14 protein-coding genes are annotated in these 15099 nt (G+C 64.5%); 9 read left to right on the forward strand and 5 right to left on the reverse strand.

All coding sequences use genetic code 11. The features are described from left to right. Positions 1–18: 18 nt before the first annotated feature. Positions 19–444, forward strand: a complete 426-nt coding sequence (locus PSO31014_RS11040) for a hypothetical protein (RefSeq protein WP_150551662.1) — start codon at positions 19–21, stop codon at positions 442–444. Between the two features lie 97 nt (positions 445–541). On the opposite strand, the gene PSO31014_RS11045 is transcribed toward PSO31014_RS11040, so the two are convergent. Both PSO31014_RS11045 and PSO31014_RS11050 read right to left on the reverse strand, forming a co-directional pair. Beyond that, positions 542–1420, reverse strand: a complete 879-nt coding sequence (locus PSO31014_RS11045) for an IclR family transcriptional regulator (protein WP_246176586.1) — start codon at positions 1418–1420, stop codon at positions 542–544. Then, entirely contained in the window at positions 1417–2238 is an 822-nt protein-coding gene (locus PSO31014_RS11050) for an IclR family transcriptional regulator (RefSeq protein ID WP_246176587.1), read from the reverse strand. The genes PSO31014_RS11045 and PSO31014_RS11050 overlap by 4 nt, the downstream gene beginning before the upstream one ends. Positions 2239–2488: 250 nt before the next feature. Here PSO31014_RS11050 and PSO31014_RS11055 point away from each other — a divergent pair, with 250 nt between their 5' ends. The 3 genes from PSO31014_RS11055 to PSO31014_RS11065 all read left to right on the forward strand — a co-directional run bounded on the left by PSO31014_RS11055 (position 2489) and on the right by PSO31014_RS11065 (position 5572). Beyond that, positions 2489–3448 (forward strand): MBL fold metallo-hydrolase, encoded by a 960-nt coding sequence (locus PSO31014_RS11055; protein WP_150551663.1) that lies wholly within the window; start codon positions 2489–2491, stop codon positions 3446–3448. A gap of 86 nt (positions 3449–3534) precedes the next feature. Next, positions 3535–5271, forward strand: a complete 1737-nt coding sequence (locus tag PSO31014_RS11060; protein WP_150551664.1) for an FAD-dependent oxidoreductase — start codon at positions 3535–3537, stop codon at positions 5269–5271. A gap of 67 nt (positions 5272–5338) precedes the next feature. Then, positions 5339–5572, forward strand: coding sequence for a DUF2783 domain-containing protein (locus tag PSO31014_RS11065; RefSeq protein WP_150551665.1), 234 nt, complete (start codon positions 5339–5341; stop codon positions 5570–5572). Positions 5573–5654: 82 nt separating this feature from the next. Here the strand turns inward: PSO31014_RS11065 and PSO31014_RS11070 are convergent, their stop codons facing one another. After that, positions 5655–6455 (reverse strand): IclR family transcriptional regulator, encoded by an 801-nt coding sequence (locus PSO31014_RS11070; protein ID WP_150551666.1) that lies wholly within the window; start codon positions 6453–6455, stop codon positions 5655–5657. A 302-nt stretch (positions 6456–6757) separates the two neighbouring features. On the opposite strand from PSO31014_RS11070, the gene PSO31014_RS11075 reads away from it, so the two are divergent. The 3 genes from PSO31014_RS11075 (at position 6758) to pcaF (ending at position 9412) form a co-directional block, all read left to right on the forward strand. Beyond that, a complete protein-coding gene (locus PSO31014_RS11075) occupies positions 6758–7435 on the forward strand; it encodes a 3-oxoacid CoA-transferase subunit A (RefSeq protein ID WP_150551667.1) in 678 nt (225 codons plus the stop codon). Positions 7436–7460: 25 nt separating this feature from the next. Continuing rightward, positions 7461–8111, forward strand: a complete 651-nt coding sequence (locus PSO31014_RS11080; protein WP_150551668.1) for a CoA transferase subunit B — start codon at positions 7461–7463, stop codon at positions 8109–8111. 98 nt (positions 8112–8209) lie between these two features. Then, positions 8210–9412 carry a 3-oxoadipyl-CoA thiolase gene (pcaF, locus tag PSO31014_RS11085; protein WP_150551669.1) on the forward strand — a complete coding sequence of 401 codons (1203 nt, stop codon included), beginning with the start codon at positions 8210–8212 and terminating at the stop codon, positions 9410–9412. Between the two features lie 164 nt (positions 9413–9576). On the opposite strand, the gene leuA is transcribed toward pcaF, so the two are convergent. Then, positions 9577–11289 (reverse strand): 2-isopropylmalate synthase, encoded by a 1713-nt coding sequence (leuA, locus tag PSO31014_RS11090; protein ID WP_150551670.1) that lies wholly within the window; start codon positions 11287–11289, stop codon positions 9577–9579. A 351-nt stretch (positions 11290–11640) separates the two neighbouring features. Then, a complete protein-coding gene (locus PSO31014_RS11095) occupies positions 11641–12114 on the reverse strand; it encodes an Lrp/AsnC family transcriptional regulator (protein ID WP_150551671.1) in 474 nt (157 codons plus the stop codon). 289 nt (positions 12115–12403) lie between these two features. On the opposite strand from PSO31014_RS11095, the gene hppD reads away from it, so the two are divergent. After that, the gene (gene hppD / locus PSO31014_RS11100) at positions 12404–13477 is read left to right on the forward strand and encodes a 4-hydroxyphenylpyruvate dioxygenase (protein ID WP_150551672.1); all 1074 of its coding nucleotides are present in this window, start codon (positions 12404–12406) and stop codon (positions 13475–13477) included. Between the two features lie 165 nt (positions 13478–13642). Next, positions 13643–15031: an amino acid permease gene (locus PSO31014_RS11105; protein WP_150551673.1), complete on the forward strand. Its 1389-nt coding sequence runs from the start codon at positions 13643–13645 to the stop codon at positions 15029–15031. The last annotated feature ends 68 nt before the right edge of the window (positions 15032–15099 follow it).

Consider the following 15099-nt stretch of genomic DNA (forward strand, 5'->3'; position numbering starts at 1 on the left):
TCTCTGGGGAAAATCAATATGCCGCGTATTGCTTTGCTGAGTGCCCTCGTGCTGACCGTCGCCCACGCGCCGGCCTTCGCCGCCCCCCTCAACGACGCCACCGTCGTCAATCTCTCCACCCGCCAAACCCTCGCCAGTGACGCCGTGTTTCGTGGCGGCCAGACCGCCACCCTCGGCACCGACGCGCTGCGTAACGCGCACGGCAGCTTTGGCGTCAACGTTGCCGCCGGCGCGCTCAACTTGCAGTCGAATCAGCTTGTGCTGGCGAACGCCTCGCGCATTGCGGTCGATACCCGTCAGACGATCCGCAATACGACGATCCTGACCGGCGTGCCGAGCGCGTCGCTGGGTGACCGGGCCCTGATGGGCGCCTCGGGCAATCTCGGTGTGAACGTGGTCGCCGGCGTGGCCAACGCACAGGCCAACGCGTTGGCCATTCATTGACGACTTGCTGAAACTTCGCCCGGCCGAATGACGTCTCGGCCGGGATCGGTCTGTACCGATACGGCTCTCGCAGCGCGACTGTGTCGACGCCGCGCGCTTACCCCACCGCGCCAACCGAACCATCCGCGCCGTCCGCCCGGCCCACGGCGCCAAAGCGCCACGACAGCCGGCGCGCCGCCGCCAGCAAGGCCTGCGCCGGCGATGCGTCCAGCGCCGTCTCGAAACTGCCCGCCGACCCCATCAACGCAAGCACCAGCGTGACTTCCCCCGTGTGATCGAACACCGGTACCGCCACCGTGTCGATTCCGGGCACGGGATTGCTCTGCGCCGTATCGAATCGTTGTTCGCGAATCGCCTTCAACCGCGCGGCAAAGTCGGCTGGCGGCGTCGACGCGCGCCCTTCCGCGCCGAGGCCCGCCATGCGCACCGATTCCTGTGCGAGCATGCCCTCGAGTACCGCATCGGGCAGGAACGCCGCGAACGTGCGCCCCATGGCGGTGTTCACCAACGAGAGCACCGTACCGATGCGCAAGCTCACGTGCTGCGGACGCATCGCTTCCTCAAGCCGAACCACCGTGGGGCCGACCGGCCCCAGCACGGCCATCGCGGCCGACAGCCCGGTGGCGTGAGCCAGCGCAAGAATCTCCGGCTCGGCTTCCCCCGTAGGCGAGAGACGCTGCAATGCCATCAAGCCAAGTTCAAGGCTGAGCGCCCCCGCCTCGAAATTGCCGTTCGCATCACGCGAGAGCAAGCCGGCACGTTGCAGGCTCACCAGATGCGGATGCGCCTTTGCTGGCGCCATCCCCGCGTCGCGCGCCAGCGCATTGAGCGGCAGCGGACGCCCTGCCGCCGCCAGCGCCTCGAGCAATGCCCCGGTGCTTTCCAGCGCCTGAATGCCGCGCTGCGGTTTCGCGGGCATCGATGCCACGTCGTCCGGCACCTCGTGCGTTTCCTTTCGGCGTTGCGTCGCTTTCATGCGCCCTCCTTGCCGTCTGCGCCACGAGCATCGACTTGCGCGGCGATGTCGCTCGCCGTCGCGCGCAACGCATTCGCCGCCGCGCCGTCCCAGGCGACATCGAGGGCGGCCGTCGGCCCGATCGCGGTGAGCGCGAGACGCAGCCGCCCGCTCGCATCGAACACCGGCGCGCACAGGCTGCTCACCGACGGGCTCGGCGTATTCACGCTACGCGCCGCACCGTGCGCGCGTGTCTCGTCGAGCAGCGCATCGAAACCTTCGCGCTCGCTCGGGGATGTCGGCATCTGTTCATGCCACGCCTGCGGCCATTGCGCCTGCGGGGTGAAGGCGCAAAACGCCCGCCCGGTCGACGTCGTCGTGAGCGACATGACCGATCCCACGTGCAAATTCACATGCAACGGAAACGCCGCACGCTCGAAATGCACGACGAGCGGGCCCTGCGGCGCACTCGTGCAGATCGCGACACAAAGCCCCGTCTCCCGTGCCAGCGCAACGACACGCGGCACCGCCGCGCGATACGCCGGGTCGTTCTCGAGATGCAGCAACGCGAGACGCAACGTCATCGGGCCCGGCGTGTAGTCGCCCGACATCGGGTCTCGCTTGAGCAAGCCGAGCCGCGTGAGGCTTACCAGATACGGATGCGCCTGCGCAGGCGGCAGCCCGGCGAGCGCGGCGAGATCGCCCGGCCCCAGCGCACGGTGTGCCTGCGCCAGTGCCTGAAGCACGCGCGCCGCCACGTCCACGCTTTGCACGCCGCGCGAGGCACGCCCGGGTTGGCCGCTCGCGTCGACCGTGCCGTCCATCGGAATTCGATTCATGCGATCAAGGGAGGCGGGCTCCCGAAGGAAAATGGCCTAGATTCTAAACAAGTCGACGCCCGCAATGGCATCGTTCCCGATGTTCCTCGGGGTTAACCCAAGACGGGAACGTCATTCCATCGCCATGACGCAACATTAGCAAATAACGATACTATTTGTCATTGACAAATATTAAGGGCATTTCGTAAGATGGCTTCATCCACCCCATCAGTCGCATCATCCCCGCAGACAAGATAAGAGAGAGACAAGCATGGCCAAAGCATTCGCCTCGCAAGCCGACCTGGAAACCAAGAAGGTCACATTCACCCAATTGTCGGAAAACACCTGGGCCTACACGGCCGAGGGCGACCCGAACTCCGGCGTCATCATCGGCGACGACGGCGTGATGATCGTCGACACGACAGCCACGCCCGCCATGGCGCAGGATCTGATCGCGAAAATCCGCACAGTCACCGACAAGCCGATCAAGTATGTGGTGCTCTCGCACTATCACGCCGTGCGCGTGCTGGGTGCGTCGGCCTACTTCGCCGAAGGCGCGCAGCAGATCATCGCAAGCCGTGGCACGTACGAGATGATCGTCGAGCGCGGCGAAGCCGACATGAAGTCGGAGATCGAGCGCTTTCCGCGTCTGTTCGCCGGCGTTGAAACGGTGCCGGGCCTCACATGGCCGACGCTCGTCTTCGAGAAGGAAATGACGCTCTTCCTCGGCAAGCTCGAAGTGAAGATCGCGCACCTCGGTTCGGGTCACACCAAGGGCGACACCGTGGTGTGGCTGCCGTCGCAAAAGGTGCTGTTCTCGGGCGACCTCGTCGAGTACGACGCCGCCTGCTACACCGGTGACGCGCAACTCGCCGAATGGCCGGCCACGCTCGACGCGCTGGCCGCGCTCGGCGCCGAGAAGCTTGTGCCGGGCCGGGGCCCTGCCCTGACCACGCCCGACGATGTTGCCAAGGGCCTGGCGTACACGAAGGACTTCGTGACGACATTGTTTGAAGCGGGCAAGCAGGCCGTCGAACAGAAGCTCGATCTGAAGGGGGCGATGGCGCTCACGCGTCGCGAGATGGATCCGAAGTTCGGTCATGTCTTTATTTATGAACACTGCCTGCCGTTCGATGTGACCCGCGCGTTCGACGAAGCGAGCGGCATCACGCATCCGCGCATCTGGACGGCGCAGCGCGACAAGGAAATGTGGACCGCCCTTCAGGACTGAGTTCGCGCCGAGCGCAACATCAAAAGTAAAAAGCGGAACCCGCCGGGGCGCTTGCGCCGGTGCGGTGCCGACGATGGAGACATTGCATGAGCAGCATCGATTACCAGCGCCTGACGTTCGATTACCAGCCTTGCGCAGAACAGTCCGGCAACGCCGCAGGTGAGATCCACCCGGTCATCGTGGTCGGCGCGGGGCCGGTGGGACTGGCCAGCGCCATCGACCTTGCGCAGCAGGGCGTGCCCGTGATCGTGCTCGACGACGACTGCACGCTCTCGGCCGGCTCGCGCGCCATCTGTTTCGCCAAGCGTACGCTCGATATCTTCGACCGTCTCGGCTGTGGCGAGCGCATGGTGCAAAAGGGCGTGTGCTGGAACGTCGGCCGCGTGTTCCTGCGCGATCAGGAGGTCTACAACTTCGATCTGCTGCCCGAAGCGGGACACCATCGCCCGGCGTTCATCAATCTTCAGCAGTACTACGTCGAAGGCTATCTCTACGAGCGCGCACGCGAACTGCCGAACATCGACATCCGCTGGAAGCACAAGGTCGTCGGACTCACGCAGCAGGGCATGCCCGGCACGCCTGAGGCGAGCGTCACGCTCACGGTCGAGACGCCCGACGGCGAGTATCAAACCAGCGCACGCTACGTCGTGGCCGCCGACGGGTCGCGCAGTCCCGTGCGCAAGTTGATTGGTGTGGACACCCACGGACGCACATTCAAGGACCGCTTCCTGATCGCCGACGTGAAGATGACGGCAGACTTCCCGACCGAGCGCTGGTTCTGGTTCGATCCGCCGTTCCATCCGAATCAATCCGTGCTGCTGCATCGTCAACCCGACAACGTGTGGCGCATCGATTTCCAGTTGGGATGGGATGCCGACCCGGCCGTCGAGAAGACGCCCGAGCGCGTCATCCCGCGCGTGCAAGCCTTGCTCGGACCGGACGCCAAATTCAGCCTGGAGTGGGTCAGCGTCTATACCTTCTCGTGCCTGCGCATGGACGACTTCCGTCACGGTCATGTGCTGTTCACCGGAGACGCCGCGCATGGTGTGTCGCCGTTCGGCGCGCGCGGTGCGAACAGCGGCGTGCAGGATGCGGAGAACCTCGCGTGGAAACTGGCGCTGGTGCTCGCCGGCCAGGCACCGGATACGCTGCTCGATACCTACGCCCGTGAACGCGAATTCGCCGCCGACGAAAACATCCGTAACTCGACGCGCTCCACCGATTTCATCACGCCCAAGAGCCCGGTCTCGCGGGTCTTTCGCGATGCCGTGCTGATGCTCGCCCGCGATCATGCGTTTGCGCGTCAGTTGGTCAACAGCGGGCGGCTGTCCGTGCCCGCCGTGCTGAGCGAGTCGACACTGAATACGTCCGAGCGCGACACGTTTGCCGGCCGCATGATCCCGGGCACGGCCTGCGTCGACGCGCCGCTCGTCCGGCATGGGCAGGACGGCTGGCTGCTGCCGCGCCTGGGCGGGCGTTTCGTCGCGCTCGTATTCGGTGCACCGGCGTCGCTCGATGCGGCATCGCTCGCGGCCCTCGACGCCCTTGCGAACGACAGCGTGCCCGTCATGCCGTTGTTCGTCACGCCGGATGCCGAAGCGGCGCAGGACGCGCACGGCGAACCCCACAGCGTCTGGCACGACGCGCAAGGCCTGGCGGCCCAACGCTATGACGCCGCGCCGGGAACGGTGTATCTGATTCGTCCGGATCAACACGTGTGCGCACGGTGGCGCAGTGTCGACGCGACGGCGATTGCCGCCGCGCGCGAACGCGCCCTGGGACGTACAGCCCCGGAAGTCGCGCCGATGCAATGCGCGGCCTGACGTGCCTCTGGCCAAACGCATCGACCCACATCCCGATCCCATCGATCCCGCAGTAAGGAGCCCCTTCATGGCACTCGATACACAACCGCGTCTGACGCGTCCGGACGATTTCTACGAAGCCCTGATCGACATGCACCGAGATCTCGACGAGGCGCAAAGTCAGGCCGCCAACGCGCAACTGATCCTGCTGCTCGCCAACCAGATCGGCGATCACGACACGCTGCTTTCGGCGCTTCGGCTGGCGCGCGCGGGCGCACTGGGTAACGCGGCGAGTGGTTCGACGGACGGTCCGCACGCGTGACACAAGCAAAAGCGGGGCGCCCGGCCATCGGGCGCCCCGCTTTGTTCGACGCGAGACAGCGCAAGCAACGCACGTGCGGGCGTTACACCACCACCATCTGCGAAATCTTCTGCGCCGCCGATAGCAGCGGGGCGAGGAATTTGGCTTCCATTTCGGCCGCCGACGTCCGGTTGGCCTGACCGCTGACATTCATCGCCGCGATCACCTGCCCCGCGCGATTGCGAATTGGCGCAGCGATCGAAATCATCCCCTCTTCCAACTCCTGATCGACGATGGCCCACCCCTGGGCGCGCACGTCGAGAATGCGCTGACGCAACGTATCGACGTCCGTCACCGTGCGGCGCGTGTGCTGACGAATGTCCGCGCGGCGCAAGGCAGCGTCGAGTTCGTCGTCGGGCAACGCCGAGAGCATGACGCGCCCCATCGAGGTACACCATGCGGGCAGACGGCTGCCGATCGACAGGTTGATCGACATCACTTTGCGTACCGGCACGCGCAGGACATAGACGATGTCGTCGCCATCGAGCACCGAGGCGGAGCTGCTCTCGTGCACCTGCTGCACCAACGCCTCCATGAATGGTTCGGCCAGATTCCACAGCGGCATCGACGTCAGATACGAAAAGCCAAGGTCGAGAATGCGCGGCGTGAGCCGAAACAGGCGCCCCTCGCTTCGCACGTAGCCCAGCGCTTCGAGCGTGAGCAGAATGCGGCGCGCCCCCGCACGGGTGAGGCCCGACGCTTGTGCGACTTCAGAGAGCGTCTGCGCTGGACGCGTCGCGTTGAACGCCTTGACCACGGCCAACCCGCGCGCAAACGACTGCACGTAGGAGTCACCCGGTTTCTTGTCGGTCGGTTCGGTAGCGTCGTTGGGCACGGGTGTCATGGAAAAGGCGGATGGCGATAGGCAATGGAACGGCAAGCGTAATGGATTTGTGTCGCCGGTTCCACCGCACGACACACGCCACCGCGTCGCCTGCGCCAGACCGGCGTTTCCCCCCTCGGGCCGACCCTCGCTTGACGGCCGACACGAGAAGGCTTACGCTGTTCTTATAGCGAATACATGTTCGCTATAAGAACATTGTGAACCAGACGATGCCGCCTGACAAGTCGCCGTCGCCGGGAGACACTCAACAAGGGCCACGGGCGCGAGTCCGCCAGCCCGATGGAACTGCCCAGGAGGCACGTGTGATCAACAAGATTTACGATTCGCTCGCCAGCGCGGTGGCCGACGTTCACGACGGCGCGACGATCATGATTGGCGGCTTCGGCAATGCCGGGATGCCCTCGGCGCTCATCGACGCCCTGATTGAGCAGGGCTCGCGCGAACTGACCATCGTCAACAACAATGCCGGTAACGGCGAGACCGGCCTTGCCGCCCTGCTCAAGGCCGGGCGCGTGCGCAAGATCATCTGCTCGTTCCCGCGCCAGACCGACTCGCAGGTGTTCGACGCGCTCTACCGCGCAGGCAAGATCGAGCTGGAACTGGTGCCCCAGGGCAATCTGGCCGAGCGCATTCGCGCCGCGGGCGCCGGCATCGGCGGCTTCTTCACGCCGACCGGCTACGGCACGCTGCTCGCCGAGGGCAAGGAAACGCGCGTCATCGACGGCAAGCCGTACGTGTTCGAACTGCCGATCCACGCTGATTTCGCGCTCATCAAGGCGCTCAAGGGCGACCGCTGGGGCAACCTCGTGTATCGCAAGACCGCCCGCAACTTCGGCCCGATCATGGCCACGGCGGCCAAGTGCGCCATCGTTCAGGTGAACGAAGTCGTCGAGCTTGGCGACCTCGATCCGGAAGTCGTGGTGACGCCCGGCATCTTCGTTCAACGCGTTGTCGCGGTGCCTGGCGCCGCACGCGCCTGATCCCCATCTGATTTCGGAGCACGACATGAACCGACTGACCCGCGACCAGATGGCCGCCCGCGTTGCCCAGGACATTCCCGACGGCGCCTACGTGAACCTCGGCATCGGCTTGCCGACCGCTGTTGCCAATCACTTGCCCGCCGAGCGAGAGATCATTCTCCAGAGCGAAAACGGCGTGATCGGCATGGGCCCGGCCCCCGCCAAGGGCGAAGAGGACGAAGACCTTATCAACGCCGGCAAGCAACCCGTCACGCTCAAGCCGGGCGGCGCCTACTTCCACCATGCCGATTCGTTCGCGATGATGCGTGGCGGTCACCTCGACTTCTGCGTGCTCGGCGCGTTCCAGGTCTCGAAGACGGGCGACCTCGCCAACTGGCACACCGGCGCTCCCGACGCCATTCCGGCCGTCGGCGGTGCGATGGATCTCGCCAGCGGCGCCAAACAGGTGTTCGTGATGATGGAGCACCAGACCAAGCAGGGCGAGAGCAAGATCGTCGAGCAGTGCACTTATCCGCTCACCGGCGTGGGTTGCGTCACGCGCATCTACACCGATCTGGCGGTGATCGACGTCGCCCCCGAGGGCCTGCGCGTCGTCGAGATGGTCGACGGCCTCACGCTCGACGAACTCCAGCGTGTGACCGGCGTGACGCTGCTGCCCTCGCCGGCCGTTGCCTGACGCGCCCCCCCCATCGCCGGGACATCGCTTGATGTGACCCGGCGTTTTTTTATCTGCGAGACTCCCTGCGCGAGTTTCGATTCGGCTGAGGTAGACCCATGAGTGAAGTCTTTATCTGCGACGCGATTCGCACCCCCATCGGCCGCTACGGCGGCGCGCTGTCCTCCGTGCGTGCCGACGACCTCGGCGCCATTCCGCTCAAGGCGCTCATGGCGCGCAACGGCGGCGTCGACTGGACGCAAGTCGATGACGTGATCTTCGGCTGCGCCAACCAAGCCGGGGAAGACAACCGCAACGTGGCGCGCATGTCGTCGCTGCTGGCCGGCCTGCCGCAAGACGTGCCGGGCGCCACACTCAACCGCCTGTGCGGCTCGGGCATGGACGCCATCGGCACCGCCGCGCGCGCCATCAAGGCGGGCGAAGCCGGTCTGATGATCGCCGGCGGCGTGGAGAGCATGAGCCGTGCGCCGTTCGTGATGGGCAAGGCGGCGAGCGCGTTTTCGCGTCAGGCGGAGATTTTCGATACCACCATCGGCTGGCGTTTCGTCAATCCGCTGATGAAGGCGCAGTACGGTGTGGATTCGATGCCCGAGACGGGCGAGAACGTCGCGACCGAATTCGGCATCAGCCGTGAAGATCAGGATCGCTTTGCGGTGCGTTCGCAGGAAAAGGCCGCACGCGCCCAGGCGGACGGCACGCTGGCCCAGGAAATCACGCCGGTGTCCATCGCCCAGAAGAAGGGCGAGGCGATCGTGGTGGATCGCGACGAACATCCGCGTGCAACGAGCATGGAAGCGCTCGCCAGACTCAAGGGCGTGGTACGCCCGGATGGCACCGTGACCGCCGGTAACGCTTCTGGCGTCAACGACGGCGCCTGCGCACTGCTGTTGGCAGACGAGGCGAGTGCGGCGCGCTTTGGCCTGACGCCGCGTGCCCGCGTGCTGGGCATGGCGACGGCAGGGGTGGCACCGCGCATCATGGGCATCGGTCCGGCTCCCGCAACGAAAAAACTGCTCGCTCGGCTCGGTATGTCGATCGATCAGTTCGATGTGATCGAACTCAACGAAGCGTTTGCGAGCCAGGGCCTGGCCGTGCTGCGTCAGCTCGGCGTGGCCGACGACGACCTGCGCGTCAATCCGAACGGCGGCGCCATTGCGCTGGGCCATCCGCTCGGCATGAGCGGCGCACGTCTGGTGACGACGGCGATGTATCAGCTCCAGCGGACGGGTGGTCGCTTTGCGCTGTGTACGATGTGCATTGGGGTCGGCCAAGGCATCGCTATCGCCATCGAAGCGGTGTAATCCCACAACACCGCCCGTATTTCAGGGCCGGGCGCGCGTGCGGGACTGGGTAAGTCCTGCCACGCCGCACCGGGGTCCCGTCGGCACGATCGGTGCCGGGCGGGACGCATCTGCCCTCAATCTCCTTCCATCCTTCCCGTGCTTCCCCTGCTTGCCCTGACCGTTCAGACGGCCTTGGCGACGTCGCGCATGACGGCGTCGAAGAACGTTGCCTGCGCCTGCGCGTCGCTGCGGGTATAAGCGCGGTTGATGCCGCTGATCACCGCCCGGATCGACGCGGTCGTCAGATTCGCATCGATGCCCACGCCGAAGGCGCTGCCCACAATGGCGTCGCCGGCCATCTCCGCGATGGCGATCGCTCGGGCGTCGGCGCCTTGCGTGAGTGCGCGCTCCTCGTAGTGCTGCACGCGCACCGGCGTACGCATGGCGTGCATCAGCGCATCGAGCGGACCGTTACCGGTGCCCGACACCGTCGTGCGCTGACCGTGAATGTCGACCGTCACGGCGATGTGCTGGCGGCCGTCGCGCTCGGACAGCGAGTGACCGACGTAGGCGACCGGCTCGCTCGACGCCACGTATTCCTTCTGGAACAGTTGCCAGATCTGCGACGCGGTGACTTCGGCGCCCGTCTCGTCGGTGTAACGCTGCACGGCCGAGCTGAAATCGACCTGCAGGCGACGCGGCATCTGCACGCCATACGACTGCTCGAGCAGATAGGCGATGCCGCCCTTGCCCGACTGGCTGTTCACGCGAATGATCGAGTCGTACGTGCGGCCGAGATCGCTCGGGTCGATGGGCAGGTACGGCACTTCCCAGACGGCGTCAGGTTTTTGCGCGGCCAGGCCCTTCTTGATGGCATCCTGATGGGAACCGGAGAATGCGGTGAACACCAGGTCGCCGACATACGGATGACGCGGATGCACGGGCAACTGCGTGCATTCTTCCGAGGTGCGGGCGATCTCGTTGATGTTCGAGAAGTCGAGGCCCGGATCCACGCCCTGCGTGTACAGGTTCAAACCGAGGGTGACGAGGTCGACGTTGCCGGTGCGCTCGCCGTTGCCGAAGAGGCAACCCTCGATGCGGTCGGCACCGGCCATCACGGCCAGCTCGGCCGCGGCCACCGCCGTGCCGCGATCGTTGTGCGGGTGAACCGAGAGAATCAGCGAATCGCGGCGCGCGAGGTGACGGTGCATCCACTCGATCTGGTCGGCGTAGTGGTTCGGCGTGCCGATTTCCACCGTGGCCGGCAGGTTGACGATGCACTTGCGCTGCGGCGTCGGTTGCCACACGTCGAACACCGCGTCGCACACGTCCTTGGCGAACTCAAGTTCGGTGCCGGTGAACGTCTCGGGGCTGTATTGCAGCGTCCATTGCGTGTCCGGGGCGGCGTCGGCACAGCGTTTGATCGTCTTGGCCGCGGCCACGGCAAGCGCCTTCACACCGGGCTGATCGAGGTTGAAGACGATGCGGCGGAATTCGGGCGCGGTCGCGTTATAGAGGTGGACGATGGCGCGCGGTGCGCCCTTGAGCGCGGCGAACGTGCGCTCGATGAGGTCGTCGCGGGCCTGCGTGAGGACTTCGATCGTGACGTCGTCGGGGATGTGGCCGCCTTCGATCAGTTCGCGCACGAAGTTGAAATCGGTATCGGACGCCGACGGGAACGCCACTTCGATTTCCTTGAAGCCAATGGCGACGAGCGTCTTGAACATGCGCATCTTGCGCTGGGCATCCATCGGCTCGAACAAGGCCTGGTTGCCGTCTCGCAGATCGGTGCTCATCCAGATCGGTGCGCGCGTGATGGTGCGGCTCGGCCATTGTCGGTCGGGGATATTGACCGGCGTGAACGGGCGGTACTTCGTGGCGGGGTGCTTCAACATGGCGTAGTCTCGATAGTCGACAAAAGTGGCAACCGGACGACGCATGAACGCAGATAAGCTACGACCGCCGGTTGGAGGAACCGGGGCTCAGATCGGCGTAACTGGGGAAAATCAGCGGTGCTTCAGAGAAGTCTTCAGACGATGCACGCGCGCAGCAACGGACCAAGCCCGGTGGAGCGGGCTAGTAGTCGTAGCGAGAGGGAGAATTGCGCGGTGATCATGGCCCTCATGAAATCACAGAGTTTCGGACGCTGTCAACCATGATGTGCTGTCTCATGACATTTCCCTCGTGGGCGGGCACGCACCGGCGCTGCCGTCGTTGCCCCGCGGCCCAAGGGATCGGGCGCCGCGTCAGGGCGTGAGCGGCACGGCCGAGGTGCACTTGATCTCGTCGAGACAAACACTCGACTTGACGGCACTCACCCCGGGAATCCGCATCAGTGTATCGAGCAGAAACTCGGACAGCGCCTTCAGATCACGGGCCACGACCTTGAGCACGTAGTCGATATCCCCCGTCACGGAAAAGCACTCTTGAATCTGTGCCAGCTCCGCCACCAATCCCTTGAAATTCGACAGGTCGCGGATATGACCGCGCTCCATCGTCACATGGACGAAGGCGACGACGCCAAAGCCGAGCCGCTGCGCGTCGAGCCGCGTGTCGTAGCCCTTGATCACGCCCATCTCCTCGAGCCGTCGGTGACGCCGCAACGTCTGCGCGGGCGACAGCTTGATCGCCTCGGCCAGCTCAAGATTCGAAATTCGCCCGTGCGACTGCAATACCCCCAGCAACCGGACGTCGATTCGGTCAATCTCGATGTCATGCACTTTTATCTCTCCTCAGGCACATTTTCAGAAATATTAGTGCAAAAACTAGGGTTTCCCTAACACCGTTACGAAATCCTATTTTGCGGTGCCCCCCTTACACTGAGCGCGGTAAAACGTCGCATATGCGCGCCACCTTCCCAACATTTCAGGGATTACGGCGAGCGAAACGGGCCAGCCGGTTTATCCCAACCCGACGGTCGACAAAGCGCAATTTTGTTGCACTTTCCACCGTCGCCCGGCGTTCGACGAATCTGACACCTCATCCATCACTGACCCAGCCGAGACGATCATGGCCGACCTGTTTGACAACCCGATGCAATTGATGGGCTTCGAATTCGTGGAATTCGCGTCGCCTACCCCGAACGTCCTCGAACCCATTTTCGAACAAATGGGCTTTACGCTGGTGGCGCGTCACCGTTCGAAGGACGTTGTGCTGTACCGCCAGGGCGACATCAACTTCATCGTGAACCGCGAGCCGAACAGCGAAGCGGCCTACTTCGCCGCCGAGCACGGCCCGAGCGCCTGCGGCATGGCATTCCGCGTGAAAGACGCGCACAAGGCCTACGCCCGTGCACTGGCGCTCGGCGCGCAGCCGGTGGAGATCGAGACCGGCCCGATGGAGCTGCGTCTGCCCGCGATCAAGGGCATCGGCGGTGCGCCGCTGTATCTGATCGATCGCTTCGAGGAAGGCAAGTCGATCTATGACATCGACTTCGAATTCATCGAGGGCGTCGACCGTCATCCGGTCGGCCACGGCCTGCGTCTGATCGACCACCTGACGCACAACGTTTATCGCGGCCGCATGGCCTATTGGGCCAGCTTCTACGAGAAGCTGTTCAACTTCCGCGAGATCCGCTACTTCGACATCTCGGGCGAATACACGGGCCTGACGTCCAAGGCCATGACCGCGCCCGATGGTAAAATTCGCATCCCCCTGAACGAAGAATCCGCCAAGGGCAGCGGCCAGATCGAGGAATTCCTGATGGCCTTCAACGGCGAAGGCATTCAGCACATTGCGTTCCTCACCGACAACCTGCTCCAGGTGATCGACAACCTGCAAATGGCCGGCGTCGATCTCATGACCGCGCCGAACGACTTCTACTACGATGCGCTCGAGACCCGTCTGCCCGGTCATGGCCAGCCGATCGGCGAACTGAAGTCGCGCGGCATTCTGCTCGACGGCACGACCGAAGGCGGCAAGCCGCGCCTGCTGTTGCAGATCTTCTCGAAGACGCTGCTCGGCCCGGTGTTCTTCGAGTTCATCCAGCGCGAGGGTGACGACGGCTTCGGCGAAGGCAACTTCAAGGCGCTGTTCGAATCGCTCGAGCGCGATCAGATCGAGCGCGGTACGCTCAAGGTCTGAGTCCGGGGGAGACACGATCGTCGGCGCACGCCGACGATCCCAAAGGACACGGCGACGGCGTCATAAGCGCTGCGCCGTGGCGGCTCAACGGTTCCGGTTCGTTCGCACACAGAACGAAACAGAGAAGCGCGCCGCATGGCAACGAAGGTAGGGTAAGGAACAGACATGTCCGCCAACGCATCACAAGAAGGCTCGCTCCACCGCGGCCTGAAGAATCGTCACATCCAATTGATCGCGCTGGGTGGCGCGATCGGCACCGGCCTCTTTCTCGGCATCGCCCAAACCATCAAGACCGCCGGTCCGTCAGTGCTGCTCGGCTATGCCATTGCCGGCGTCGTCGCGTTTTTCATCATGCGCCAGCTCGGTGAAATGGTCGTCGACGAGCCGGTCGCCGGCTCGTTCAGCTACTTCGCCAACAAGTATTGCGGCCATTTCGCCGGCTTCGTGTCCGGCTGGAACTACTGGGTGCTCTACGTGCTGGTGTCGATGGCCGAACTCTCGGCCGTGGGCATCTACGTCCAATACTGGTGGCCCGCCATTCCCACGTGGGTCTCGGCCCTCGTGTGTTTTGGCGTCATCAACGCCATCAATCTCTCCAGCGTGAAGTCATACGGCGAGATGGAATTCTGGTTCTCCATCATCAAGGTCGCCGCCATCGTCGGCATGATCGGGTTCGGCGGCTATCTGCTGTTCTCCGGCAACGCCGGCCCTGAAGCCAGCGTGACCAACCTGTGGCGACACGGCGGTTTCTTCCCGAACGGCGTGTCGGGCCTCGTCATGGCGATGGCCGTCATCATGTTCTCCTTCGGGGGACTGGAACTGGTCGGCATCACGGCGGCGGAAGCGGATAACCCGTCGCACACCATTCCGCGCGCGACCAACCAGGTCATCTACCGCATTCTGATTTTCTACGTTGGCGCGCTCGGCGTGCTGCTCTCGCTGTACCCGTGGGAGAAGGTGGTCTCCGGCGGCAGCCCGTTCGTGCTGATCTTCCACGCACTGAACAGCAACGCCGTGGCCAACGTGCTCAACGCGGTGGTACTGACCGCGGCACTGTCGGTCTACAACAGCTGCGTGTACTGCAACAGCCGCATGCTCTATGGTCTGGCCGGTCAAGGCAATGCGCCGCGTGCGCTGCTCAAGGTCAACCGTCGTGGCATTCCGCTGCTGGCGCTGGGCGTCTCGGCCGCCGCGACCGCCGTGTGCGTGGTGATCAACTACTTCATGCCGGGCAAGGCGTTCGAACTGTTGATGGGGCTGGTCGTGTCGGCACTGATCATCAACTGGGCGATGATCAGTGTGATCCATCTGGTCTTCCGTCGTGCCAAGGCGCGCGCGGGCGAGACAACGCTGTTCAAGAGCCTCGGCTACCCGCTCACGAACTACGTGTGCCTGGCGTTCCTCGGCGGCATTCTGGTCGTGATGTACCTGATCCCAGACCTGCGCATATCGGTCTACCTGATCCCGGTATGGCTGGTCGCGCTCGGCATCGGCTATCTCGTGCGTCAGAAAAAAAACCGCGTAGCCCCGATTCAAGCCAGGGCGGCACGCTGACACCCACTCAAGGCTGACGGGCGCCGGCGGCCGCCGGTCGCAGCGCCTCGCGGCCTGCCCCTCCGGCG

Origin of the sequence: Pandoraea soli (genome assembly GCF_902459595.1) — a bacterium.
Lineage (GTDB): Bacteria > Pseudomonadota > Gammaproteobacteria > Burkholderiales > Burkholderiaceae > Pandoraea > Pandoraea cepalis.

Coding starts and splice junctions, on each gene's coding strand:
- PSO31014_RS11065 (WP_150551665.1), top strand. CDS start 5,339: ATGGCACTCGATACACAACCGCGTCTGACGCGTCCGGACGATTTCTAC.
- hppD (WP_150551672.1), top strand. CDS start 12,404: ATGGCCGACCTGTTTGACAACCCGATGCAATTGATGGGCTTCGAATTC.
- pcaF (WP_150551669.1), top strand. CDS start 8,210: ATGAGTGAAGTCTTTATCTGCGACGCGATTCGCACCCCCATCGGCCGC.
- PSO31014_RS11060 (WP_150551664.1), top strand. CDS start 3,535: ATGAGCAGCATCGATTACCAGCGCCTGACGTTCGATTACCAGCCTTGC.
- PSO31014_RS11070 (WP_150551666.1), bottom strand. CDS start 6,455: ATGACACCCGTGCCCAACGACGCTACCGAACCGACCGACAAGAAACCG.
- leuA (WP_150551670.1), bottom strand. CDS start 11,289: ATGTTGAAGCACCCCGCCACGAAGTACCGCCCGTTCACGCCGGTCAAT.
- PSO31014_RS11050 (WP_246176587.1), bottom strand. CDS start 2,238: ATGAATCGAATTCCGATGGACGGCACGGTCGACGCGAGCGGCCAACCC.
- PSO31014_RS11105 (WP_150551673.1), top strand. CDS start 13,643: ATGTCCGCCAACGCATCACAAGAAGGCTCGCTCCACCGCGGCCTGAAG.
- PSO31014_RS11040 (WP_150551662.1), top strand. CDS start 19: ATGCCGCGTATTGCTTTGCTGAGTGCCCTCGTGCTGACCGTCGCCCAC.
- PSO31014_RS11080 (WP_150551668.1), top strand. CDS start 7,461: ATGAACCGACTGACCCGCGACCAGATGGCCGCCCGCGTTGCCCAGGAC.
- PSO31014_RS11055 (WP_150551663.1), top strand. CDS start 2,489: ATGGCCAAAGCATTCGCCTCGCAAGCCGACCTGGAAACCAAGAAGGTC.
- PSO31014_RS11045 (WP_246176586.1), bottom strand. CDS start 1,420: ATGAAAGCGACGCAACGCCGAAAGGAAACGCACGAGGTGCCGGACGAC.